Origin of the sequence: Rhizobium sp. YJ-22, assembly GCF_029601685.1 — a bacterium.
Lineage (GTDB): Bacteria > Pseudomonadota > Alphaproteobacteria > Rhizobiales > Rhizobiaceae > Metarhizobium.
On sequence record NZ_JARRIR010000004.1, the window covers coordinates 488439 to 512569 of the forward strand.

28 protein-coding genes are annotated in these 24131 nt (G+C 64.0%); 15 read left to right on the plus strand and 13 right to left on the minus strand.

The genetic code is table 11. From position 1 onward, the window contains the following. Positions 1-76 precede the first annotated feature (76 nt). The 4 genes from P7F60_RS12945 (at position 77) to P7F60_RS12960 (ending at position 4087) form a co-directional block, all read left to right on the plus strand. The gene (locus tag P7F60_RS12945) at positions 77-1963 is read left to right on the plus strand and encodes an ABC transporter ATP-binding protein/permease (protein ID WP_277918132.1); all 1887 of its coding nucleotides are present in this window, start codon (positions 77-79) and stop codon (positions 1961-1963) included. A 139-nt stretch (positions 1964-2102) separates the two neighbouring features. After that, the gene (locus P7F60_RS12950) at positions 2103-2801 is read left to right on the plus strand and encodes a phosphatidylserine decarboxylase (protein WP_277918133.1); all 699 of its coding nucleotides are present in this window, start codon (positions 2103-2105) and stop codon (positions 2799-2801) included. 20 nt (positions 2802-2821) lie between these two features. Continuing rightward, a complete protein-coding gene (pssA, locus tag P7F60_RS12955; protein WP_277918134.1) occupies positions 2822-3694 on the plus strand; it encodes a CDP-diacylglycerol--serine O-phosphatidyltransferase in 873 nt (290 codons plus the stop codon). Positions 3695-3931: 237 nt separating this feature from the next. Then, a complete protein-coding gene (locus P7F60_RS12960) occupies positions 3932-4087 on the plus strand; it encodes a hypothetical protein (RefSeq protein ID WP_277918135.1) in 156 nt (51 codons plus the stop codon). A gap of 98 nt (positions 4088-4185) precedes the next feature. On the opposite strand, the gene P7F60_RS12965 is transcribed toward P7F60_RS12960, so the two are convergent. Then, positions 4186-4956 carry an SOS response-associated peptidase gene (locus tag P7F60_RS12965; protein ID WP_277918136.1) on the minus strand — a complete coding sequence of 257 codons (771 nt, stop codon included), beginning with the start codon at positions 4954-4956 and terminating at the stop codon, positions 4186-4188. A 21-nt stretch (positions 4957-4977) separates the two neighbouring features. Further along, on the minus strand, positions 4978-5301 hold the full coding sequence (locus tag P7F60_RS12970; RefSeq protein ID WP_277918137.1) for a YnfA family protein: 324 nt from the start codon (positions 5299-5301) through the stop codon (positions 4978-4980). Positions 5302-5454: 153 nt separating this feature from the next. Between P7F60_RS12970 and P7F60_RS12975 the strand changes: the two genes are divergently transcribed. From P7F60_RS12975 to P7F60_RS13010, 8 genes are all read left to right on the plus strand, one after another. After that, positions 5455-5874: an NUDIX domain-containing protein gene (locus P7F60_RS12975; protein WP_277918138.1), complete on the plus strand. Its 420-nt coding sequence runs from the start codon at positions 5455-5457 to the stop codon at positions 5872-5874. After that, positions 5871-6314 carry a TIGR02301 family protein gene (locus P7F60_RS12980; protein WP_277918139.1) on the plus strand — a complete coding sequence of 148 codons (444 nt, stop codon included), beginning with the start codon at positions 5871-5873 and terminating at the stop codon, positions 6312-6314. Before P7F60_RS12975 ends, P7F60_RS12980 begins: the two co-directional genes overlap by 4 nt. Before the next feature lie 101 nt (positions 6315-6415). Continuing rightward, entirely contained in the window at positions 6416-6673 is a 258-nt protein-coding gene (locus P7F60_RS12985) for a hypothetical protein (RefSeq protein WP_277918140.1), read from the plus strand. A 50-nt stretch (positions 6674-6723) separates the two neighbouring features. Beyond that, on the plus strand, positions 6724-7446 hold the full coding sequence (locus P7F60_RS12990; protein WP_277918141.1) for a hypothetical protein: 723 nt from the start codon (positions 6724-6726) through the stop codon (positions 7444-7446). A 72-nt stretch (positions 7447-7518) separates the two neighbouring features. Beyond that, a complete protein-coding gene (locus P7F60_RS12995; RefSeq protein ID WP_277918142.1) occupies positions 7519-8352 on the plus strand; it encodes a folate-binding protein YgfZ in 834 nt (277 codons plus the stop codon). Further along, positions 8349-8969, plus strand: a complete 621-nt coding sequence (locus P7F60_RS13000; protein WP_277918143.1) for an HD family hydrolase — start codon at positions 8349-8351, stop codon at positions 8967-8969. Before P7F60_RS12995 ends, P7F60_RS13000 begins: the two co-directional genes overlap by 4 nt. Then, positions 8966-9505, plus strand: a complete 540-nt coding sequence (locus P7F60_RS13005; protein ID WP_277918144.1) for a tyrosine phosphatase family protein — start codon at positions 8966-8968, stop codon at positions 9503-9505. Before P7F60_RS13000 ends, P7F60_RS13005 begins: the two co-directional genes overlap by 4 nt. Before the next feature lie 59 nt (positions 9506-9564). Continuing rightward, a complete protein-coding gene (locus P7F60_RS13010) occupies positions 9565-10371 on the plus strand; it encodes a mechanosensitive ion channel family protein (protein ID WP_277918145.1) in 807 nt (268 codons plus the stop codon). A 29-nt stretch (positions 10372-10400) separates the two neighbouring features. On the opposite strand, the gene P7F60_RS13015 is transcribed toward P7F60_RS13010, so the two are convergent. Next, positions 10401-10907, minus strand: a complete 507-nt coding sequence (locus P7F60_RS13015) for a superoxide dismutase family protein (RefSeq protein ID WP_277918146.1) — start codon at positions 10905-10907, stop codon at positions 10401-10403. Positions 10908-11031: 124 nt separating this feature from the next. On the opposite strand from P7F60_RS13015, the gene P7F60_RS13020 reads away from it, so the two are divergent. The 3 genes from P7F60_RS13020 to P7F60_RS13030 all read left to right on the plus strand — a co-directional run bounded on the left by P7F60_RS13020 (position 11032) and on the right by P7F60_RS13030 (position 15404). Then, the gene (locus P7F60_RS13020) at positions 11032-13749 is read left to right on the plus strand and encodes a DUF2339 domain-containing protein (RefSeq protein ID WP_277918147.1); all 2718 of its coding nucleotides are present in this window, start codon (positions 11032-11034) and stop codon (positions 13747-13749) included. 34 nt (positions 13750-13783) lie between these two features. After that, entirely contained in the window at positions 13784-14452 is a 669-nt protein-coding gene (locus tag P7F60_RS13025) for an HD domain-containing protein (RefSeq protein ID WP_277918148.1), read from the plus strand. A gap of 97 nt (positions 14453-14549) precedes the next feature. Beyond that, a complete protein-coding gene (locus P7F60_RS13030) occupies positions 14550-15404 on the plus strand; it encodes an MOSC domain-containing protein (RefSeq protein WP_277918149.1) in 855 nt (284 codons plus the stop codon). Between the two features lie 97 nt (positions 15405-15501). Here the strand turns inward: P7F60_RS13030 and recO are convergent, their stop codons facing one another. The 10 genes from recO to P7F60_RS13080 form a co-directional block, all read right to left on the minus strand. Next, positions 15502-16251, minus strand: coding sequence for a DNA repair protein RecO (gene recO / locus P7F60_RS13035; protein ID WP_277918150.1), 750 nt, complete (start codon positions 16249-16251; stop codon positions 15502-15504). A gap of 50 nt (positions 16252-16301) precedes the next feature. Further along, entirely contained in the window at positions 16302-16670 is a 369-nt protein-coding gene (locus P7F60_RS13040) for a response regulator (RefSeq protein WP_277918151.1), read from the minus strand. 345 nt (positions 16671-17015) lie between these two features. Continuing rightward, the gene (locus tag P7F60_RS13045; RefSeq protein WP_277918152.1) at positions 17016-17765 is read right to left on the minus strand and encodes a Crp/Fnr family transcriptional regulator; all 750 of its coding nucleotides are present in this window, start codon (positions 17763-17765) and stop codon (positions 17016-17018) included. A gap of 86 nt (positions 17766-17851) precedes the next feature. Further along, the gene (gene era, locus P7F60_RS13050; RefSeq protein WP_277918153.1) at positions 17852-18799 is read right to left on the minus strand and encodes a GTPase Era; all 948 of its coding nucleotides are present in this window, start codon (positions 18797-18799) and stop codon (positions 17852-17854) included. A 20-nt stretch (positions 18800-18819) separates the two neighbouring features. After that, positions 18820-19539, minus strand: a complete 720-nt coding sequence (gene rnc / locus P7F60_RS13055) for a ribonuclease III (protein ID WP_277918154.1) — start codon at positions 19537-19539, stop codon at positions 18820-18822. Next, the gene (lepB, locus tag P7F60_RS13060; protein ID WP_277918155.1) at positions 19536-20279 is read right to left on the minus strand and encodes a signal peptidase I; all 744 of its coding nucleotides are present in this window, start codon (positions 20277-20279) and stop codon (positions 19536-19538) included. The genes rnc and lepB overlap by 4 nt, the downstream gene beginning before the upstream one ends. Before the next feature lie 87 nt (positions 20280-20366). After that, positions 20367-20783, minus strand: a complete 417-nt coding sequence (gene acpS / locus P7F60_RS13065) for a holo-ACP synthase (RefSeq protein ID WP_277918156.1) — start codon at positions 20781-20783, stop codon at positions 20367-20369. Positions 20784-20793: 10 nt separating this feature from the next. Continuing rightward, positions 20794-21381, minus strand: coding sequence for a DUF2062 domain-containing protein (locus tag P7F60_RS13070; RefSeq protein WP_347276869.1), 588 nt, complete (start codon positions 21379-21381; stop codon positions 20794-20796). Between the two features lie 91 nt (positions 21382-21472). Next, positions 21473-21625 carry a DUF3563 domain-containing protein gene (locus P7F60_RS13075; protein ID WP_277918158.1) on the minus strand — a complete coding sequence of 51 codons (153 nt, stop codon included), beginning with the start codon at positions 21623-21625 and terminating at the stop codon, positions 21473-21475. 190 nt (positions 21626-21815) lie between these two features. Next, complete coding sequence (locus tag P7F60_RS13080; protein ID WP_277918159.1) at positions 21816-24044, minus strand: bifunctional (p)ppGpp synthetase/guanosine-3',5'-bis(diphosphate) 3'-pyrophosphohydrolase; 2229 nt, start codon at positions 24042-24044, stop codon at positions 21816-21818. Positions 24045-24131: the final 87 nt, after the last annotated feature.

Here is a 24131-nt window from a genome sequence, read left to right on the forward strand (position 1 = left end):
GCGGCAGTCTCGGCAGCGCCCGTCCGGGCCGCGCTTTTTCCTGCACAGAATTTGTCAGACGAGTTCGGAGGACGCGATGGCGTCTCAGAAAAAAACCATTTCCGCCGATAGCAGCAATCCGTTCGGGACGCTCGTCAATCTCTGGCCTTACATGTGGCCGGCGGAGCGGCCGGATCTGAAAGCGCGGGTCGTCTGGGCGACCGTGCTGCTGCTGGTCGCCAAGTTCGTGCTGCTGTCGGTGCCCTATTTCTTCAAATGGGCGACGGATGCGCTGAACGGCAAGCTTGATGTCACCGGTGTGCTGCCGGCGTTGCTGGCTGGCGCTGTGGCGCTGATCATCGCCTATAACGTCATGCGGCTGGTCCAGCTCGGCCTCAATCAGTTGCGCGATGCGATGTTCGCCAGCGTCGGCCAATATGCGGTGCGCCAGCTCGCCTATCGCACCTTCGTCCACATGCATCAGCTCTCCTTGCGTTTCCATCTGGAGCGCAAGACGGGCGGGTTGTCGCGCATCATCGAGCGCGGCACCAAGGGCATCGAGACCATCGTCCGCTTCACCATCCTGAACTCCGTGCCGACCGTCGTCGAATTCATCCTGACGGCAGCGATCTTCTGGTGGGGCTACGGCTTTTCCTATCTGTTCGTCACCGCCGTCACCGTCTGGGCCTATGTCTGGTTCACGGTGCGGGCCAGCGACTGGCGCATCTCCATCCGCCGGGCGATGAACGACAGCGACACCGACGCCAACACCAAGGCGATCGATTCCCTGCTCAACTTCGAGACCGTCAAATATTTCGGCAACGAGGACATGGAAGCCCGTCGCTTCGATGCCTCGATGGCGCGCTACGAGAAATCGGCGACCGAGGTCTGGACCTCCCTCGGCTGGCTGAACTTCGGCCAGGGCGTCATCTTCGGCATCGGCTCGGCGGTGATGTTGGTGATGTCGGGGCTGGCGGTGCAGCGTGGCGAGCAGAGTATCGGCGACTTCGTCTTCGTCAACGCCATGCTGCTGCAGCTTGCTGCGCCCCTGAACTTTATCGGCTTCGTCTACCGCGAAATCCGCCAGGGGCTGACCGATATCGAGCAGATGTTCGAACTGCTGGAAGTCGAGGCGGAAATCGAGGATGCGCCTGATGCCACCGAACTGAAGATCGAGCGCGGCGGCATCGTCTTCGAGGACGTGCATTTTTATTACGATCCCGACCGGCCGATCCTCAAGGGTATCTCCTTCGAGGTGCCGGCCGGCAAGACGGTGGCTGTCGTCGGCCCTTCCGGGGCGGGCAAATCGACGATTTCGCGGCTGCTCTATCGTTTCTACGACGTGCAGCAGGGCGCGATCCGTATCGACGGACAGGATATCCGCACCGTCACGCAAAAGAGCCTGCGCCAGGCGATCGGCATGGTGCCGCAGGATACGGTGCTGTTCAACGACACCATCGCTTATAACATCCGCTACGGCCGCCCCGCCGCCTCCGACCAGGAGGTCACCAAGGCGGCGGAAATCGCCCAGATCGGCCACTTCATCGAGGCGCTGCCGGAGGGTTTTTCGACCAAGGTCGGCGAGCGTGGCCTGAAACTGTCTGGCGGCGAGAAGCAGCGCGTGGCGATTGCCCGCACCATTCTCAAGGCACCGCCTATCCTCATCCTCGATGAGGCGACCTCCGCGCTCGACACCACCACCGAGCGGGAAATCCAGACGGCGCTCGACGTCGTCTCGAAGAACCGTACGACGCTGATCATCGCCCACCGCCTGTCGACGGTAATCGGCGCCGACGAGATCATCGTGCTCAAGGGCGGCGAGATCGCCGAACGCGGCGCCCATGCCGAACTGCTGGCCCAGAACGGTCTTTATGCCGCCATGTGGGACCGGCAGCGCGAGGCGACACAAGCCGAGGAGCAACTCAAGAAGGTGCGCGAGAGCGACGAGCTTGGCATCGTCAACCGATTGGAACCGGCGCGCTGACCGGCGCGTTCCCGATCAGGACTGCGTCGAATTGGCCGCAGTGAATTCCCGGCTTCTTCGGGGATTTTGGGCGGCAGGCTTTTGACCCGGCCGGCATTTGCCTGTAACCAGCAGACAGAAACTTGCGGAGACTATCTGAATGAGCCTCATCGACACCGTGCGCAATACGATCGTTCCTGTTCACAAGGAAGGATATATCTTCGTCGCCGGTTTCTTCGTCGTCTCGCTGATCCTAGGCTGGCTCTGGGAACCTTTGTTCTGGATCGGCTTCGTGCTGACACTGTGGTGCGCCTATTTCTTTCGCGATCCTGAACGCGTGACGCCACAGGACGACGACCTGGTCATCAGCCCGGCCGACGGGCGCGTTTCGGCCATCCAGATGATGACGCCGCCAGCGGAACTCGATCTCGGCAACGAGCCGATGCTGCGCATCTCGGTGTTCATGAACGTCTTCAACTGCCATGTGAACCGCTCGCCGATGCGCGGCCGCATCGTCAACATCGCCTATCGCGAGGGCAGCTTCCTCAATGCCGAGCTGGACAAGGCGAGCCATGACAACGAGCGTAACGGGCTGGTGATCGAGACCGCGCACGGCGAAATCGGCGTGGTGCAGATCGCCGGGCTCGTCGCGCGACGCATCGTCTGCTGGTCGGCAAAGAACGAACCGCTGGCCGCCGGCGAGCGTTTCGGCCTCATCCGCTTCGGCTCGCGACTCGATGTCTTCCTGCCAATCTCGGCGGCGCCGCGCGTCGCGGTGGGCCAGACGGCGATTGCCGGCGAGACGGTGCTTGCCGAATTCGGCTCCACCAAGGGGCCGGTCATCAGCCGCCGGGGCTGAGGCCGCAAAGGAGCCAGCCGATGGAGACACCGTTTCCGCCCTTCGACCCGCATGGCCATGAGAAGGAAGAGGATGCCCGCGGGCCTCGCCTGCGCGAAATTCCGCTACGGCTGATGATCCCCAACATCATCACGATCCTGGCGATCTGCGCCGGGTTGACCGGCGTGCGCCTCGCCTTCGAGAACCGTTACGAGCTGGCGGTCGGCATGGTGCTGGTCGCCGCATTCCTCGACGGCATCGACGGGCGCATCGCGCGGCTGATGAAGGCGACCTCGAAATTCGGGGCGCAGATGGATTCGCTGGCCGATATCGTCAATTTCGGCGTCGCGCCCGCCCTCGTCCTCTATGTCTTCCTGCTCGATCAAGCCCGCTCGATCGGCTGGATCGCGGCGTTGATCTATGCCATCGCCGCCGGCCTGCGCCTCGCGCGCTTCAACGTCATGGACGAGCGACAGCAGAAAGCGAGCTGGCAATCGGAGTATTTCGTCGGCGTGCCGGCGCCGGCCGGGGCACTGGTGGTGCTGCTGCCGGTCTATCTCGGCTTTCTGGGAATGGCTCCGACCAAGGGCTTCGCTTATGCGGCAGCCGCCTATACCGTCGTCATCGGCCTGTTGCTGGTCAGCCGCCTGCCGGTCTGGTCCGGCAAATCCGGCGGCAGCCGGGTGCGACGCGATCTGGTCCTGCCGCTGATGCTGGCAGTGGTGCTCTATGTCGCTCTGCTGATGAGCTTTACCTGGGAAGTGCTGGCGCTGACCGTCGTCGCCTATCTCTGCACCCTGCCCTTCGGCGCCCATAGCTGGAAAAAGAAATACGGCACACTGACCGTCGAGAGCGTGCCTGCCGATCTCCATGGCGAACAGCCGCGCGAGGACGATTTCGACCGCGGCCTTTGAAGCCTTGCCGGTGGCAGTTGCCTGCCGGCCACGGCCACCGTTTTCGGTTCGAAATCTCCGGATAAAAGCTGCGGAATTCACGAAAGCTTAACTGTCACCATCGTTACAGCCTCTCCTCGCGAAATATGGTTCCTTTTGTCTAAAGTTGATCGTCTCGGCCTCGCTTTCGTCACGAATCCGTGATCAACTTTACAACCAGAACAAAACAAACCGGTGGAAACACGCAAGGAGATTGAAATGACTGCGCAGAACGACGCCCCGGCCAAGGCTCAGCCCGCCAAGGCGCCCAAGACCGACCTTACCGCCCTGTACCGCCCGCTGGGCCTGAAGGCTGTTCTGGCCGCCTCCATGATGCAGAAGAAAAAGGCTCCGCTCGTCAAGAAGCACGCCTGATTTCCAGCGGCCTCGCCGCGCTCCTTAGAACGAAAAAATCGAATGCCTTCTAACGCCGTTGCAACCGCACGGCGTTTTTGTTTGGGCGGTTGCCTGCCTTAGAACAGGGTCAACTGCGCATCGTCCGACGGGGGCTTGCGTTTCGGCGCGGCGGGCTTCGACATCGGCGGCCCGGTGGGCGCCTGGACGTCCGGTCCCATATTGGCGACCTTGTTGACCAGATCGGACACCGGTATCGCCTCGAAGAAATCGTCTTCCACGGGGCGCAGCAAATCGGCGACGTCGCGAGGCTCCTGCGTCTTGCAGTCCAGCCAGCGGGAAAAATCCTCCTGGCGGATGACCACCGGCATTCGCTCATGGATCGGCGCCATCACCGCATTGGCGGAGGTGGTGAGGATCGCCGCGGTATCGACCTCGGAGCCGTCGGCGGACGACCAGGTTTCCATCAGCCCGGCGAAGGCGACGACTTCCTGGTTGCGCGGGCGGATCCAGTAGGCCTGCGCCTTCTCGCCACTCTCCTTCGAGGGGCGATGCCATTCATAGAAGCCGGAGGCGGGAACGAGGATGCGGCGATGGCGCATGGCGGCGCGGAAGGAAGCCTTTTCCGCCGCCGTTTCGGCACGGGCATTGATCAGCAGCGGAAAATCGCGCGGATCCTTCACCCAGCCCGGAATGAAGCCCCAGCGGGCTAAAAGCGCCCGGCGCTGCGGCATGTTGCTGCCCGGCTCCCGGCTTTCCCCCGCGATCACCACGAGGATCGGCTGGGTCGGGGCGATGTTGTAGCGCGCTGGCGCGTTCTCCTCGAGAAGCAGCGCCAGGAATTCTGCCATCACCCGCTTTTCGGCGGTCAGCGCGAATCGTCCGCACATGTCGTCACCTCCCGATTTCCATCAGCCGCGCGGACCGAACAGGATGATCGCCGCCCCGGCCAGGCATATGGCGGCGCCCGAGACATCCCAGCGGTCCGGCACCCGGCTCTCGACGATCCACAGCCACAGGATCGAGGAGAGGATGTAAACCCCGCCATAGGCCGCGTAGGCGCGGCCCGCCGCCTCGCTCGGTATCAGCGTCAGCAGCCAGGCGAACAACGCCAGCGACACCATGCCCGGTGCCAGCAGCCAGACGGAGCGACCCATGCGCAGCCATGCCCAGAAGGCAAAGCAGCCGCCGATTTCCGCCAGCGCCGCAAGCCCGTAAATCGCAACCGACGCCATCGTCCCCCTATATCCTGTAGACCCCGCGCACGCATCTTCACCCACAAAGCCGGAGCATGCTTTCGTCTTATCCGGGCGAAAAACGATTCCGATTTGCGCGGCGATCCTGTAGCCTGTCGAGGCATTATTTACCTGACCGGCTCCGGAACGTCCATGACAGCGACTGCCAAACCTGCCTCCTCCGCCATTCTCGAACGCGACGGCCGTTACCTGCTGGTGCGCCGGGCCAACCCGCCGGCGGCGGACATGTTCGCCTTTCCGGGCGGGCGCGCCGAGCCGGGCGAGACGCCCGAGGAGACGGCGATTCGCGAGTTTCGCGAGGAGACCGGGCTGGACGTCGCCCGGCCCCGCCTGTTCGCCACCTACGATCTGGAGACGCGCGGTCCGGACGGGGCGCTGCAGAGCCATTATTTTCTGTCCGTCTTCCAGGTGGAGGCCTGCGACGCGGCGGAAGCCGTCGCCGCCGACGATGCCGCCGAGCTCGGCTGGTACAGCCTTGCCGAAATCCGCGGGATGAATGTGCCCGACAGCGTACTCGACTGCATCGACCGGCTGGAGCGCGCCGCCGCATGACCTGCCCTTCACGCCGAATCGGCCGGTCGCTGGCCGCCCTTACCCTGATCGTCCTGACGCCGTTCAGCGTGCTTGGCGCATCGGCGAAAGCAAAGGCGCCCGTGGCGGAGGCCGCTCCCCCGCCGCCGGCAAAACCTACGCCTTATGACGATCGGCTGTCGCGCTTCGCCGAGATCCTCGGCTCGGTGCATTACCTGCGCAGCCTGTGCGACCCCGGCAAGGCGGAGGAATGGCGCAGCGGCATGCAGACGCTGCTCGACGTGGAAACCGCCGACGAACCGGCGCGGCGCGAACGCCTGACCGCCGCCTTCAACCGCGGCTACCGCGCCTTCGCTTCGGTCTATACCCAATGCACCCCGGCCGCCGTGACGGCTGAGGAACGTTACCGTAACGAAGGTGCAACACTGGCCGGGGAAATTACCGCCCGTTTCGGTAATTAGCATTTTATTTACCTCTTTGCGTGGCAGGCAGTGCCGAATTGAGAGAAGACTGCTAAAGGTGTTAACGTAGCGGTAAGATCTGAACGTTCCGAGGAAGAGTGATGCAAGCAAGCCTCAACGAAATCGACGACATGATCGTCCATGAAAAGATGCAGGCGGCGATGGAGTATCAGCACGAAGCCTGGGCGGACGGCATGGCCGACGGCATCGAGCCGGAGATCATCGCGGACGCGGCGATCGTGCTGGCCATGCGCGAAACCGTGCGCATCCATGGCGAGGACAAGGCGGAAGCCCTGCTCGAATCTCTGCGGGAGCGTATCCTCGCGGGCGAATTCTCGCCCAAACGGACGGTACAGTAATCAGGCCGGAGGCAGCCCGAATCATTATGACGGCAAGACGGAATACCGAAATGACCCCCTGGACGGGATTGTTGGCGGGGGCGCTCGGCACCCTTCTTCTGGCGCAGGCCGCTCCGGCGCTGGCGCTCTCCGAACTCAAGCAGGTTCCGGGACAACAGCAGCAGGCGCAGACCCAGACCTCGCAGGCGACCACGCCGCCCACTGCGCCCGCCCCGGCCGCACAGGGCGCGCCGGCGGAACTGCCGCAGCCCGATCCGCTGGTCAATTCCGGCGCGGCCGGCGGCGCCGCCAAGACCGATGACGGCAAGTCCGTCGAAATCATCTACGACGTCAGCAAGGTGCCCGAGCCCGTGCGCCAGATGCGCGAGAAGATCGTCGAGGCGGCGGCCTCCGGCGATATCGAGCGCCTGCGCCCGCTGCTGACCGGGGCCATGCCGACCCAGGTGACCATCGGCGAGACCACTGACGATCCGGTGCGCTCCCTGAGGGAGCTTTCCGGCGATTCGGACGGCATCGAGATTCTCGCCATCCTGCTCGACGTGCTGCAGACCGGCTTTGCCCATGTCGGCAAGGGCACGCCGGATGAGATGTATGTCTGGCCCTATTTCACCGAAAAGACGCTCGCCAACCTGACGGCGCCGGAAAAGGTGGAGCTGCTGCGCATCGTCACCGCCGGCGATTATTCCGACATGCTGGAATTCGGCGGCTATAATTTCTATCGCGTCGGCATCACGCCGAAGGGCGACTGGAAGTTCTTCGTCGCCGGCGATTGACCGGCGGCCCTTGCGCCGGATCGGCGAAGGCATTACCTCGGGACGACAGCATCCACCATCCGAGTCCGAGCGATGACCGACGCCTTTCTTCCCGACCGCGCGCTTCTTCGAGTTTCCGGGGCGGACGCCGAAAGCTTCCTGCACAACCTCGTCACCACGGATGTGGCCGGCCTGTCGGCCGGCGAAGCGCGTCCCGGCGCGCTGCTCACCCCGCAGGGCAAGATCCTCTTCGACTTCCTGATCTGGCGCGAGGGCGACGGCTTTCTCATCGAAACCGATGCGGAGCAACTGGACGCGCTGACCAAGCGCCTGACGCTCTATCGCTTGCGCGCCGCCGTCACGCTGGCGCCGGCCGGCCAGGGCGTCACCGTCTCCTGGGCTCCGCCGGCGGAAGGCGCCGCCGACGCCCGATTCGCCAAGGCCGGCATCACGCTCACCCGCCGCGCCGGCCGGCATGGCGATGGCGATCCATCCGCCTATCACGGCTTGCGCATCCGCGCCGGTCTGGTCGAGGCCGGTCGTGATTACCCGCTGCAGGATGCCTTTCCCCATGACGTGTTGCTCGACCTGACGCAGGGGCTCTCCTTCCGCAAGGGCTGCTATGTCGGCCAGGAAGTGGTGTCGCGCATGCAGCATCGCGGCACGGCGCGCCGCCGCGTCGTGCTCGTCGAGGCCGATACCGCGCTGCCCGCCACCGGCACGGACCTCACCGCCGGCGGCAAGCCGCTCGGCACGCTCGGCTCCGTTGACAATGCGCACGGCCTCGCCATCGTGCGCATCGACCGCGCGGGCGACGCCATGACCAATGGCTTGCCGATCCTGGCCGGCGACGTGCCCGTGCGCCTGACGCTCGCCGGATGGACCGGCCTCACCTTCCCGTCCGGTGGCGACGAGGCGCAGGCGTGAGCCGGGTGAAACCGCCGCGCGCCTGGCAGAGAATGCTTTCGGGCCGGCGGCTCGACCTGCTCGATCCCTCCCCGCTCGACGTCGAAATCACCGACATCGCCCATGGGCTGGCGCGCGTCGCGCGCTGGAACGGCCAGACGGCCGGCGACCATGCTTTTTCCGTCGCCCAGCATTGCCTCGTGGTCGAGGAAATTTTCCGCCGCTGCCATGGCGAAACGCCCGAGCACCTGCTGGTGGCGCTGCTGCATGACGCGCCGGAATATGTCATCGGCGACATGATCTCGCCGTTCAAATCCGTTGTCGGAGGCGATTACAAAAGCGTGGAATTGCGCCTCGAGGAGGCCGTGCATCGCCGTTTCGGCCTGCCGCCGCATACCTCGCGCGAATTGAAGGACCGCATCAAGAAGGCCGACCGCATCGCCGCCTATTTCGAGGCGACAAAACTGGCCGGCTTTTCGGCGACGGAAGCCCGCAAATTCTTCGGTGAGCCGCGCGGCATCACCGGCGACATGCTGCCGATGTCGCCCTGGCCGTCGCTGGAGGCGCAACGCCGCTTCCTTACCCGCTTCGAAGAACTGGAGGCCGCCCGCCACGCCGCCGCAGGAGCCAAGCCATGACCGCCATCATCGTTTCCCCGCTGTCGCGCATCGCCGAAATGGCCGTGCGCCATGGGTCGCGCGAAATGATCAGCCTGCTGGCCAAGGGCCAGGACTTCCATCGCCCGGCGGTGATTTCCGCGACGCGCCACCTGCTTCTCGGCCTCAACGACATCACCTTCGCCGGCACGGCCGACCTCGTCGCGCCGCAGGAGGCGCATGTCGAGGCGATCGTGAATTTCGCGCGCGCCTGGGACCGCAGCGCGCCGCTGCTGATCCATTGCTGGATGGGCGTGTCGCGCTCGCCGGCGGCGGCGGTGATCGCAGCACTCGCCATCGAGCCGGACCAGGACGATGCCGAGCTTGCCGCGCGCCTGCGCCAGGCCTCGCGCTACGCAACCCCGAATGCGCGGCTGATCGAGATCGGCGATTCCGTTCTCGGGCGCGGTGGCCGGCTGAAATCCGCCATCGCCGGCATCGGCCGCGGCGCCGATACGGATGGCAACATGCCTTTCGTGCTGCCGCTGGCGCCGGCCGGAAACATCGCCTGCGGTTGACCTGCCGCCCCTGCGCTCCATCTTGTTGAAACGTTCAACAACGGAGCCCATGCCGGATCATGAACCAGGAAGCAGCGGATTTCATCGTGGCGACGCGCGCGGCGCTGACCCAGGCCAGCGCGCTCGCGGTGCATTATTCCTTCTCGATCGTCGGCGCCGTCATCATTCTCGTCATCGGCTGGCTGTTCGCGGGCGTGCTGCAACGCTGGGCCTATCGCGGCCTGGAAGCCATCCACGGCATTGACGAGACGCTGGCGCGCTTCTTTTCCAACCTGTTGCGTTATGTGGTGCTGATCCTCGTCTTCATCACCGTGCTCGGCCAGTTCGGCGTGCAGACCGCCTCGATCATCGCTACCCTCGGCGCCGCCGGTCTGGCGGTCGGGTTGGCGCTGCAGGGCACGCTGCAGAACATCGCCGCCGGCATCATGCTGCTGGTGCTAAGGCCCTTTAGGGTCGGGGAATATATCGAGACCTCCAGCGTCAGCGGCACGGTGGAGGAAATCGGCCTGTTCGCCACCGAATTGCGCACACCCGAGGGACTGTACCGGCTGGCGCCGAACTCGACGCTGTGGAACACGCCGGTGACCAACTATTCCCGCCGCGCGTTGCGTCGTCACGAGATCAGCGTTCCGGTGGCGGCCGGTGACGATGTAAAGGGTGTGGAGCGGCAATTGCTGGCGCTTGCAAGGGCGCAAGGCACGACGGAAAACAGCCCGCCCCCGGAAACCTTCATTTCCGATCTCACCGCCGCCAATGCCACGGTCACGCTGCGCTACTGGGTGCGCAATGCCGACTGGGACCGGGTGACCAGCCGCATGCGCGAGGCTGTGCGCAACGATATCTTCAGCCGGAAGGATGCCGCCTGAATGGCGGCATCCTCTCATATGAGGCAAACTTACTTGACCACGGCGCAGGCAAGCCTTTCACCGGCATCGCCGGCCGGCTGGCTGCGGTAATCGTCGGAGCGGGCATGGATCATCAACGCCTTGCCTCGAATGGCGTTGTCGTCGTTGAGGGTGACATGGCCGTTATAGACATGGGCGCGGGCGGTGCCGTCCTTGTCGACATAGAGATTGGGCATGTCGCCGGCATGGGGGCCGTTGGCGGCAAGGAAACCGTGCTCCTTCTTGCCCGGATTGAAATGTCCGCCGGCGGATTCATGATGGCTCTTGGCATCACAGACACCGTTTTCATGAATATGAAAGCCGACCCATGTGCCGGGCGGCAGACCGGAAACCTCGACTTCGATCAGAACCCCGTCCTTGCCCTGAGTCAGGGCGGCACGGCCGGTTTCCTTGCCGTCGGCACCGATGAAATCGGCAACCGCAGTCTGCGTCTGCTGGGCGAAAGCCGGCAAGGCAAGGCTTGGCAAGCACAAGGCCGCCATCAGGATGCGTTTCATGGGATGTCCTTTCCGTTGCTCCTTGCAATCAGGAAAGAACCCGTCAGGCGCGAACCCGTTCCCTCTGCCCTTTTTTCGCAACCGTAAAAGCGGATAGAGTAACGACGCGCAACCGGACAGAATCATGCTCGAAACGCTTATCCTCGCCGTCATCCTCCTCTGGTTCATCATCGCCCGCCAACGTGCCAACGACCGGCGTTTTGCCGCGCTGGAAGCGCAGGTCGCCGAATTGCGCGCCGCCCTTGCCGGCACGCAGCCGATGCCGGCGGCGGCAGCCGTCGCCGAGGTCGAGATTGTTGCGGAAGAGCCCGTCGCCGAAGCCGAAGCCCCCGTCTCGGTCGCGGCCAGCGAAACCGCAGAGCCGGTTGCGGAAGCGGAGCCCGCACCTGAAACATCGGGCGATACGCTGGAAAGCTGGCTCGGTGCGCGCTGGGCGGTCTGGGTCGGCGGCATCGCGCTGGCGTTGGGCGGCATTTTCCTTGCCAAATATTCCATCGAAAGCGGATTGCTCAGCGCCTCGGTGCGGCTGTCGCTGGCGGCCCTTTTCGGCCTCGTGCTGTTTGCAGCCGGAGAAATCGTCCGACGGCGGGCGCTGCCGCAACAGTCTCGCGCCTTTGCCAATGCGCTGATCCCCGGTGTGCTGACGGCGGCGGGTGCAGTGACGCTGTTCGGCACCGTCTATGTCGCCTACGCCTTTTACGGCTTTTTCGGCCCGGCGACGGCCTTCACGCTGCTGGCGGTGGTGGGGCTGGTCACGCTTGCGCTGTCGCTGCTGCATGGGCAGGCGCTGGCTGGCCTCGGCCTGCTCGGCTCGATGCTGACGCCAGCGCTGATCGCCTCGACCGCGCCGAGCATCTGGGCGCTGTTTTCCTTCCTCACCTTCTCCTGGGTCGCCACGGCGCTGGCCGCGCGGCTGCGCCGCTGGACGCTGGTGCCGGCGCTCGGCAATCTCGGCCTCTGCCTGTGGGCGCTCGCCTATATCGTCAATGCCGGCATGCTCGATACCGTGCCGCTGACGCTCTCGCTGCTCTGCCTGATCGCCGGCCTGACCTTCCTGTGGCCCGGCAACGCGGATTTCGCCCGGCCGGAACCTGCGCCCGCCCCGACGGACAATGCCGATGCGCCTGCGCCGCGTTCGCGCGGCGCATGGGAAAGCCTGCTGACGCACCCGCCGCTCGGCCTGACGATCTCGGGCGCCTTCGCCGTGCTGCTTCCCGCCCTGGCGCTGGCGGCGATGCCGGCGGCGGCCACGTTCGATCCGGCCCTCTGCTTCGCGGTGCTGATCGTCACGCTCGCCGCTTGGGGTGCTTCGCGCCTGAATGCGCAATGGGCGGCGCTGCTGGCGGCAACGGGTTCTATCTGTGGCGTGGCGGCGCTGGCGCTCTCCGGGCTCGTTCCCTTGGTGATAGACTTGCCTGGCGCGACATCCGGCGTTCCCCTGTCCTACGCCACAGAAGTGGCAGTCAGCCTCGGGCTCGGCCTCGCCTTCGTACTGCTCGGCCTTGCCTTCCTTCTGCGGCATGGAGCGGCGCAGCCGCAGATGGCGACGCTCTGGGCAGCGCTGATGGCCATCGTGCCGGTCGCCAACGGGGCCATCAGCCTCGTCAATTTCGGCAATCTTTATCGAGATCTGCCGCATGGACTTTATGGACTGGCGATCGCCGCCGCCCTGCTCGCCATTGCCGAGCTGCAAAGCCGCCGGGCCGACGCCCGAGGCGGCGCGATGCACTGGCTGGTCGGCGGCGGCTTCTTCGCGTTGCTGCTGGCGCTCCAGGCATTGACCAACGGAATCTATACCATCGTCGGCGTCGCCATCGCCGGTTATGCCTTCGTGCTTGCCGGCCGCTGGCGGATATGGCCGGCGCTACCCTGGATGATGGCTGTCGCCTGCTTCATCGTGCTGGCGCGCATCGCCGTCGATCCGACCATCGTCGGGCCTGAAAACCTCGGCACCACCCCGGTGTTCAATGCGCTTGCCATCGGTTACGGCCTGCCGGCGCTGCTGGCGGCGCTTTCCGCCTATCACCTGCGCCACTGGCCGGACCTTCGCCTCCGCAACCTGATGCAGGCGCTTGCCAGCCTGATGGTGTTCCTGACTGTCGCCATCCTGTTGCGTCACGCCATGCATGGCGGACGGCTGGCCTCGGACACGCCGACGCTTGGCGAGCAGTCGATCTATACGCTGCTGACCATCGGCATGGCGATCGTCCTGATGTCGCTGGATTTCCGCAGCCCGAGCCCCGTTTTCCGCTACGGCTCGATGATCGTCGGCGCGCTCTCGATGGTCTCGGTGCTGACCACGCATCTGATCGTGCTGAACCCCTATCTCACCGGCGAGGATACCGGCCGCTGGCCGTTCTTCAACCTGCTGCTGCTTGGCTATCTGCTGCCCGGCATCGCCTATGGCGGGCTGGCGGCCTATGCCCGCAATCGCCGGCCGCGCGGCTATGTCGTTCTCGCCGCCATCAGCGCCGCCGTGCTCGGCTTCGTTTGGGCAACGCTCGGCGTGCGGCGTTACTGGCAGGGTTCCAATATCGCCGACTGGAAGGGGTTTTTGGAAAGCGAGACCTATACCTATTCCGTCGTATGGCTGCTGATCGGCATCGGCCTTCTCGGGCTCGGCTCACGCTTCGATGCGAAAAGCCTGCGGCTTGCCTCGGCGGCGCTGGTGATGATCGCGGTGCTGAAGGTATTCCTGGTCGACATGGCCAATCTGGAGGGCGTTCTGCGGGCGTTGTCCTTCATCGGGCTCGGCATCGTGCTGATCGGCATCGGCCTGTTCTACCAGCGTATTCTCGGCAATCGCGGCCGCGCGATTGCGCCGGAGCGTCGTGGCGGGTAAGCAGGTTTTCCAACACCATGCTTGCGGAGACCCCATGCCGCCCGAGGACATCGTCACGGCGTTCGCGCCCTTCGAAACGCTGGCGTCGACGCTGATCGGTCACGCCACCGAGAACGACGACGGCTCTCACGACATCGCCCATATCCTGCGCGTCTTCCGCAACGCCATGCGCATCCATGCCGCCGAGGGTGGCGACGGGCGGCTGCTGGCCGCCGCTGTGCTGCTGCATGATTGCGTGGCGGTGGAGAAGGATTCGCCGCTGCGGGCGCAGGCCTCGAAACTGGCGGCGGACAAGGCGCGCGGCATTCTGGCCGACCTCGGCTGGATGGCGGCAGAGATCGAGGCGGTCGCCCATGCCATCGAGACCCACAGCTTTTCCGCCGGCCTGCCGCCGGTCTCACTTGAGGCGAAAATCCTGCAGGATGCCGACCGGCTGGATGCGATCGGCATGGTGGGGGCGGCGCGCTGCTTCTATGTCGCGGGGCGGATGCGCTCGGCGCTCTACGACCCCTTCGACCCGCGCGCCGAAGCGCGGGCGCTGGACGACCGACGCTTCGCCATAGACCATTTCGCGGCAAAACTGTTCAAGCTGGCCGACGGTTTCCAGACGGCGACCGGCCAGGCGCTGGCCGCCGACCGGCACCGGCGGCTCGAAACCTTTCTTGATCTCTTTCTTGACGAAATCCAGGGGCTATCGGGCTGATGTTGAATCCGATAGAGTCCGGTCATCTCTTGTTTTTGTTTGTCTTTTCGGGGAAATCGCTTCCCGCTTTTCCCTGAGAAATCCTGAAGGAACCGCGATGCGCGTCAGCGAACTGAACATCTACCCCGTCAAGAGCGCGCGCGGCATTCCGCTTTCCGCCTCCGCCGTCGATGCCTTCGGCCTGACCGGCGACCGGGTGGCGATGCTGGTCAAGCCGGACGGCATGTTCATCACCCAGCGCGAGATGCCGGCGTTGGCGCGATTGAACGTGCATCCCGAAGGCGACGGGCTCGTGCTCAGCTATGACGGCCGTGACGGCAGCGTGCATGCCGTCAGACCCGAGAACGGCCGGCGGCAGACGGTCGAGGTGTGGAAGACACCGGTCGATGCCGCGATCTGCGACGATGCGGTCAATGCGGCGCTTTCCGACTGGCTGGGCCAGCCGGTGCAACTGGCGGTTTTCGACGGAGCGTCGCACCGCACCGCCAGCGAGGACTGGGCCGCCTCCGAGACGCCGGTCCGCTTCGCCGACGGCTACCAGATCCTCGTCACCACCACGGCATCGCTAGCAGCGCTCAATGAGAACATGGCGGCGAATGACGAGGCGCCGGTCGGCATGGACCGCTTTCGCCCGAACATCGTCATCGACGGCGCGGAGGCGTGGGGCGAGGATCGCTGGGCGGCGATCGAGATCGGCGGCATCCGCTTCGATCTGGTCAAGCCCTGCTCGCGCTGCATCATGACCACGCAGGACCAGCGCACCGGCTCGCGCGAGGGGGCCAATCCGATGCCGGCCATGGGACGGCTGCGCATGTCGGGGGACCGGCGCGTGCCGGGGCCGCTGTTCGGCTGGAACGCCGTGCCACGCGGCAACGGCCGCATCGCGGTCGGCGATGCGGTGCGCGTTCTCGATGGGCGGCCGGAAGGCTGGGCGCTGAAGCGGCGCGGCTAGAGCATTTCCAGGAAACGTGTGAAACGGCTTTCCGTCCGGAAATGCGACAAAATAAAGAGTTAGAGCGTTCTCACGACTCGAAGAGAAGCGAAACGCTCTAAACTCCGACGGGCGGCGGCGCCGTCATCGCCTTCATCACCGCCTGAACGAAACCATCACGGGCAATGTTGGGCTGGACGCCGCGCGGCTCGTAGACGTGGCGGTGCAGGAAATAGGCGGTCAGGCGGAAGGCATCTGCCAGCCCCTGCCCATCCGCGGCGCGCCGGTGCTCCGGCGTCAGAAAATCCGGCAGCGCCAGCAATCTTCCGGCATAAGGCGCCCCGGCGGCGCGACAGACGGCGCGGCCTGTCTTCGGCGAGACATAGACCAGATCGTCGCGTGTGCCGGTGGCGGCGCATTCGCCGAGATCGAGCCCGAAGCCGAGATCGTTGAGCAGCGCCAGTTCGAAGCGCACGAACAGTTCGCCCGCCTCCGATGGTTCGTGCAGATGGCCGAGGATAACCTCCAGCGCCTCGAACAGATGCGGATGCGGATCGCGCTCCGGCAATAGTCGCAGCAGCGCCGCCATGGCCTGGATGCCATGCAGCGCGGTCGCCGTTTCCATCAGTTGGGCGGCGCGCAATTGCAGAGGCTCGACGCGGAACTCGCCGAGATGCTCGTCCAGCCGCGCTCGCCAGGTGACCTCCACCGAATTGCCGGGCTGCAGCACCGGCTGCATGGCGCGCGAGCGGCCGGAGCGGACGACGCCGAGATGGCGGCCATGGGCAAGCGTCATCATCTCGGCGACGACACTGCTTTCGCCAAGGCGCTTGACGCCGAGAAGGATGGCCTGGTCCTGCCATTGCATCGGAGGCTAGCTTTGCTTACACGCGGCCCGGGCAGCACGCCCGGACGGGATCACGGTGTAACGCCGTCGAACACCTGCTTCAAGTGATCACGGATCATCTCGTCGCCAAAAGGCTTTCGCAGCAGGGCGATCTGGCGCAGATCCTCGGGAAAATCCTCATTGTCGGGATAACCGCTGGAAAAGCCGAAGGGAATACCCCGCGCGCGCAGGTCGCGGGCGAAATCGAAGCTCATCATCGGCCCGAGATTGACGTCGAGCAGCGCGAAATCGATCGAATGGGCGTCGACTGCATTGCGTGCCTGGTCGAGATTGCTGGCGATGTGGACGAGGTCGGCTCCCAAGGAACGAAAGATATCCTCGGCCTCCATCGCGATAATGAGACTGTCTTCCAGAACCAGAATTTCCCGGGGTATCTTCACGGCACGATCCTCGTCAGGGAACAAAACGTCTGCGGTAAAGCGTATGACAGCCGCTGACGGTGATGGGTGTAACAGTCCCCAAGACGGAAACACAAGTATAGATTGATATTAACGTAAACTTCGGCAATTCTGGATTGCAGGAAGCCAGGATCTTTCCAAGATGGTCGGAAAGCCGGTTCGGACCTGGCCTCACAAACGACATACCGCTTCGGTCTCAATTCTCACCTCGAGGTCATGCCAGACAATCATGGCGAAATGGTGCGACCTGTGCAGACTACAGGGCAAGGCAGTGCCCCGCATTAAAGAAAGACATGCTTGACAAAGACTTACGACCTTTGCCCGCCTTCAGATGAAGGGGCGCCGCGTTTCCGGCAGGCCCTCCCAGCCGGCAACAGTCGCCAGCCCTTCGTCGTCCAGCACCAGACAGCCGCGGTCCTGCCAGCGGATCAACCTGCGGTCGGCCAGCTTGCGCAACGTCTTGTTGGTATGGACGATCGACAGGCCAAGCGTATCGGCCACATGTTGCTGGGTGATCGGCAACACCGCGCGGTTGCTGACCAGGCCGCTCGCGCGGCCGCGTTCGAACATGAAGGCCAGCAGGTAAGCGGCGCGCTCGATTGCCGTGCGCCGGCCGATGCTCAGCAGATGCTCGTCGAGGATGCGCTCCTCCTGCGCCGCGATCCAGGTGAGGTCGTAGGCGAGGCTCGGATAGCGGGTAAAAAGCTGGTCGAGCTTGTCGCGCTCGAAGACACAGAGCGTCACCGGCGACAGCGCTTCGATCGAATGCTGCATCTCGCCCTGGATCGAGCCCTGCAGGCCGACGAGGTCGCCGGGCACCGCATAATTGAGGATCTGGCGGCGGCCATCCGAAAGCAGCTTGTAGCGGAAGGCCCAGCCGGACAGAACGGTATAAAGATGCGCGCTGTGCGAACCTTCGACGAGAATGGTCGCCCCGGCATCGACCGAAAGCTCCCCGGTCTTGAAACGCGACACGAAATCCAGCTCGTCCGGTGTGAACTCGCGGAAATGTGCAAGCCCGCGCAAGGGGCATTGCTGGCAAGGCGTCTTTTGCGAATTGGTGGATTTTGGCGGCATCGCAATCGTATCGGCTGGAACTGACGATGGCGCACAAGACCACTGATTTGGCCACCGGTCAAATCACCGGAAGACCAAGCCCTGTCTCAATGCGGGAAGTCGAGACCCATCTCGCGGAAGCGCGCGGGGTCGTCGCCCCAGTTCTCGCGCACCTTGACGAACAGGAAGAGATGCACCGGCTGTTCGAGGATTTCCGACAGCTCCTTTCGCGAGGCCATCGAGATCGCCTTGATCGCCTCGCCGTCCTTGCCGAGCGCAATCTTCTTCTGGCTGTCGCGCTCGACATAGATGACCTGCTCGATGCGCACCGAACCGTCCTTGCGCTCTTCCCATTTCTCGGTCTCGACATGCGAGGAATAGGGCAATTCCTGATGCAGGCGCAGGAACAGCTTTTCGCGGGTGATTTCGGCGGCGAGCTGGCGCATCGGCAGGTCGGAAATCTGGTCTTCCGGATAATACCAGGGGCCTTCCGGCAGGGCGTTGGCCACGTAGTCCATCAGGTCGTCGCAGCCCGAGCCGGTCGTTGCCGAGACCATGAAGGTACGCTCGAAGGCGATCTTCTCGTTGGCGGCGGCGGCAAGCTTCAAAAGCTCCTCGGGGCGAACCTGATCGATCTTGTTAAGCACCAGCAGCTTGGGCTGGCGCACGTCCTTCAGCCCTTCGAGGATCTGTTCGATATCGCCGCGCAGGCCGCGCTCGCTGTCGATCAGCAGCATGATGAAATCGGCATCCTTTGCCCCGCCCCAGGCGGAGGTGACCATGGCGCGATCCAGCCGCCGGCGCGGCTTGAAGATGCCGGGCGTGTCCATGAACACGATCTGGGTGCGATCGTGAATGGCGATGCCGCGCACGATGGCGCGCGTCGTCTGCACCTTGTGGCTGACGATCGAGACCTTGGCGCCGACGAGACGGTTGAGCAGCGTCGACTTGCCGGCATTGGTCGGGCCGATCAAGGCCACGAAGCCGGAACGGGTCGCCGCCCCCTCCGCCGCCTGTTCGTGTTCACCGGCCTGGTTTTCGTGTTCTTCGCTCATCTTGTTTGTCAATTCGTCCGTCAATTTCCAGCCGTACCGGCCTGCCATACGCCTTCGCGTTCCAGAAGCCGCGCGGCGGCCACCTGTTCCGCCGCTCGCTTGGAGCGCTCGCTGCCCGTTTCCGGCGCGACGCCGGGAATATCCACCCGCACGGTGAAGCGCGGATCGTGATCCGGCCCGGTGCGTTCCTCGATGCGGTATTGCGGGGTCACGCCGAATTTGGCATGGGCCCACTCCTGCAATTCGGTCTTGGCGTCGCGGCGGCCGCTGCGGGCATCGGCCGCGCGCTTTTCCCAGTATTTGAGCACGAAAGCCCGGGCGACCTCAAGGCCGCCGTCGAGATAAAGCGCGGCGATCAGGCTTTCGACCACGTCGGCGCGCACGTTCATCATGCGCTTGCCGGTCAGTTTCTTGACGTCGGAGCCGGTGCGGATGAAGCGGTGCAGTTCCATCTCGTCGGCGACCTCGGCGCAGGTCTCGGCGCTGACCAACTGGTTAAGCCGCACCGACAACTCGCCCTCGCCGGCCTTGCCGAAGGTGTTGAACAGGAGTTCGGCGACGCAGAGACCAAGCACCCGGTCGCCCAAGAATTCCAGCCGTTCGTAATTGGCGTCCGTGCCGCCGCGGGCGCTGGCATGGGTAAGCGCCCGGTCAAGCCGCTCCTTGCTCGCGAAAGCATGGCCGATAACCGCTTCGATCTGGCCTCGCTGCTCCGACGACAGAAGCTGCCCGCGCGTCATTCGACGACCTTGAACAGCCGATCCCAGCGCATATTGGCCGGCCAGCGCCAGATTTCGCGGAAGGTGGTGTCGTTGCCGAGCGAGAAGAAGATGACGCTGGCGCGTCCGACGAGGTTTTCGGCTGGCACGAAACCGACATCGAAACGGCTGTCGGCGGAATTGTCGCGGTTGTCGCCCATCATGAAATAATGGCCGGCGGGCACGGTGAATTCGCGGGTGTTGTCGCCGCGCGAATTCGGCGACTGGTCGAGCGTGTCGTAGGTGATGCCAGTGTCGAGCGTTTCGCGGAAGACCGGCACGTCCTGGCCGGGATCGAGGCGATAGTCGGAATTGAAGCTGCCGTCGGGCTGCTTCGGCACCGGCTGGCCGTTGATGTTGAGCACGCCGTCGATCATCTGGATGCGGTCGCCCGGCAGGCCGACGACGCGCTTGATGTAGTCCACTTCCGGGTTCGGCGGGAAACGGAAGACGACGACGTCGCCGCGCTTCGGCTCGCTGCCGAAGATGCGGCCGGAGAACAGGTCCGGCGAGAACGGCAGCGAATATTTCGAATAGCCGTAAGCAAATTTGTTGACGAAGATATAGTCGCCGACCAGCAGCGTCGGCATCATCGAGCCGGACGGGATGGTGAACGGCTGGAACAGCACCGTGCGGATGATCATGGCCAGCACCAGCGCCTGCACGATCACCTTGATGTTTTCCCACAAGGCGTTTTGCTTTTTCTCGACTTTCTCGGACACGAACGCTTCTTTCTTCATCACCGCTTTTGGCCTTCTCTAACGGCTTCGCGCCCCGGCGGCAATGCCAAGGTCTGCGAAATAGCGTCGCTACGCCATGCTTGCGGCAGAACGGGGGCGAGCCTCGATGATCACGAAAGCTTGCGCAAGCGGATATTCATCGGTGATCGACAGGTGGATGACCGCCTCGTGATCGGGCGGCAGCATCGAGGCAAGACGTTCGGCCGCTCCCCTGGTCAACTTCATGGTCGGTTTGCCGGAGGGCAGGTTGACGACGCCCATGTCGCGCCAGAACACGCTTTCGGAAATGCCGGTGCCGAGCGCCTTGGAACAGGCCTCCTTGGCGGCGAATCGCTTGGCGTAGGAATCGGCGCGGTTCTTGCGCCCGTCCGACTTGCGCTGCTCGATGTCGGTGAAACAGCGCGCGGTGAAGCGCTCGCCGAAGCGTTCCAGCGATTTGGCGATGCGGCGGATATCCACCAGGTCGCTGCCGATGCCGATGATCATGGACTTCTCCTCAGACGCTTGGAAAATCGCCGCCGAGCGCGCCGGCCAGCGCCGCCTGCTGCCGGCGTGTCTGTTGCAGGCGACGACGGCGCTGAAAGCCGCGGACGGCGAAAAAGGTGACGGTATACAGAATGACCGCGCTGCCAAGCGACAAAGGCAAAGCGCCGACCAGCATCGGCTTCAGCACCGGACCCCACAATTCCCGAAACTGCATCTTCTCCAGGAGGTCGACGAGATCGGTGCCGGCGCCGGTGGGCGCCTCGCCGCCAATCAGCCAGCGGCCGGTTTCCCACGTCACGGCACAGATCACCGGGAAGGTGGCGGGATTGCTGAGCGTCGTGCCAAGGGCTGCGGCGACGAGATTGCCGGAGAGAAAATAGGAAAGGACGAGCGCCAAGCCGAGATGAAGGCCGAGAAACGGCGTCCAGGCCATGGCAATGCCGGAAGCAAAACCGATGGCGATGGAATGGGGCGTTGCGCCCAGTCTCAGAATGCGCAGGCGATAATAGCGAAGCGGCCGCAGCAGGCCTTTGCGGGGCCAGAGGAACTCCCGCATTCTTTCATGCCAGCGCGCGGGCTTTCGGCGACGAAACAACATCGTGCCAGATTTAATGCTCGCCTGCCGGCGTGGCAAGGCCGGCGCATTGCCGGCCTGTCATGCAACCGGCGCAAGGCGCCGGCCGGTCAAATCAGTAGTTGGTGCGGAACAGGCCGCGATCTACCTGACGCTGGCGGTATTCCAGGTCGATGCGATCGTGGGAACCGTTCAAATAGTGCATTTCGCGCTCTTCAACCGAGGGAACGCGAAGACTGCGAGCGATTTTCTTCAGGGAACCGAACATGGCTGCCTCACTTCTTTCTTCGTTTCGATGAGACAAAGATAGGCTGGAATGCGTCGTTTTACCAATGTTGCATCGCACAATCAGTTATGCACTGTGCGCATTGCTTGCCACAACTTGCCTGCATTTTAGCCATGCTTTGCTCATGATGCCGGCAGATGCGCCTATAAGGGCGCATCCATTGCTTCTGATCTCAATCGAAGACGCGGCGAACGGTGGCGATGCAATCCAGTTCCTTGAGGCTGGAGAGCAGCTTGTTGAGCTGGCGCAGATCCCAGACCTCGACATCGAGGGCCATTTCCGAGAAATCGGTGGCGATGCCGATCATGCTGAGCGTGCGGATGTTGATGTCGAGATCTGCGACCGTCTGGGCGACCTTGGCCAGCGTGCCGGGCTCGTTGAGCGCATTGATCAGCAGCCGGGCCATGAAGCGCGACTTGTTGGCCTCGTCCAGATCCCAACGCACGTCGATCCAGCTTTCCGGCGTGTCGTCGAAGCGTTGCAGCGCCGGCGACTGGATTGGATAGATGGTGATGCCCTTGCCTTCCTCGACGATGCCAACGATGCGATCGCCGGGCACGGCGCCGGCCCGGGCGAAATGCACCTCGGCATTACCGGCAAGGCCGCGGATCGGCAGCACGTCGTCGGCATCCTCCCCCGCCAGCCGCCCTGCATCGGTCTTGGACGCGCCGGGAATACGGAAGATCATGCCGGACGCGCTGCGCACGTTGAACCAGCCCTCGCCATTGCTCGGCTTGACGGTGGCGCGCTCATCGGGATGGTCGGGATAGACGGCGCGCAGCACGTCGAGCGACGACATCTCGCCACGGCCGACCGAGGCGATGGCGTCCTCGACCTCCTTGCGGCCGAGGCGGTGCAGCGCCGGCCGCATCACATCCTTGGTGAAGATCTTGCCGGCGCGCTCGAAGGTGCGCTCCAGGATGCGCTGGCCGAGGCCGGCATATTGCTTGCGGATCGCCATGCGGGTGGCGCGGCGGATGGCGGCGCGCGCCTTGCCGGTGACGACGATCTCTTCCCAGGCGGCCGGCGGCACCTGCACGCCGGAGCGGATGATCTCGACCTCGTCGCCATTGTTGAGGCGGGTGACCAGCGGCATGATGCGGCCGTTGATCTTGGCGCCGACCGTGGTGTCGCCGATATTGGTATGGACCGCATAGGCGAAATCGATCGGCGTCGCCCCGCGCGGCAAGGCGATCAGCTTTCCCTTGGGCGTGAAACAGAAGACCTGGTCCTGGAACAGCTCCAGCTTGGTGTGTTCGAGGAACTCTTCCGGGCTGTCGCCCTCGGCCAGCGATTCGATGGTGTGGCGCAGCCAGGAATAGGCGTTGGATTCGCGCGACAGCAGTTCCGCGTCGCCTCCCGTCGCCCCGTCCTTGTAGAGCGTGTGGGCGGCGATGCCGAATTCGGCGATCTCATGCATGCGCCTTGTGCGGATCTGCAGCTCGATGCGCTGGCTCGACGGGCCGACGATGGTGGTGTGGATCGAGCGGTAGTCGTTCTGCTTCGGCGTCGAGATATAATCCTTGAAACGACCCGGCACCACGCGCCAGCGGGTGTGGACGATACCGAGCGCCCGGTAACAGGCGGGGATATCGTCGACGATGATGCGGAAACCGTAGACATCCGAAAGCTGCTCGAAGGAAAGCGATTTCGACTGCATCTTGCGGAAGACCGAATAGGCCTTCTTCTGCCGGCCTTTGACGAAGGCATTGGTGAGGCCGTTGGCGATCAGCAGGTCGCGCAACTCGTCCTCGATCTTCTTGATCAGGCCCTCGTTGCGGTCCGACAGTTCTTGTAGCCGCTTGGTGATCGTGTCGAAGGCTTCCGGGTTGATATACTGGAAGGAAAGCTGCTCCAGCTCCTCGCGCATGTCCTGCATACCCATGCGGCCGGCGAGCGGCGCATAGATATCCATGGTCTCCTCGGAAATGCGGGCGCGCTTTTCCGGGTTCATGTGCTCCAGCGTGCGCATGTTGTGCAGGCGGTCGGCAAGCTTGACCAGCAGCACGCGCACGTCGTCGGAAATCGCCAGCAGCAGCTTGCGCAGATTTTCCGCCTGCTTGGCCTTCTTGGTGACGAGGTCGAGCTTCTTGATCTTGGTCAGGCCCTCGACGAGGGCGCCGATATCCTCGCCGAACAGTTCGTCGATCTCGGCGCGGGTCGCCGTCGTGTCCTCGATCGTGTCGTGCAGCAGCGCCACCGCGATAGTGGATTCGTCGAGATGCAACTCGGTGAGGATGGCGGCGACTTCGAGCGGATGCGAGATATAAGGATCGCCGCTTGCCCGCTTCTGCTGGCCATGCTTCTGCATGGCATAGACATAGGCCTTGTTGAGCAGCGCTTCATTGGCATCCGGCTTGTATTTTTGAACCCGCTCGACGAGCTCGTATTGCCGCATCATCCAAGGCTACTCCACAATCAGAAAACGCGCCGATCATAAAAGATCGGCGCGCGATATTGCAATGCGGAAGGACGGTTCGTCCAGAGG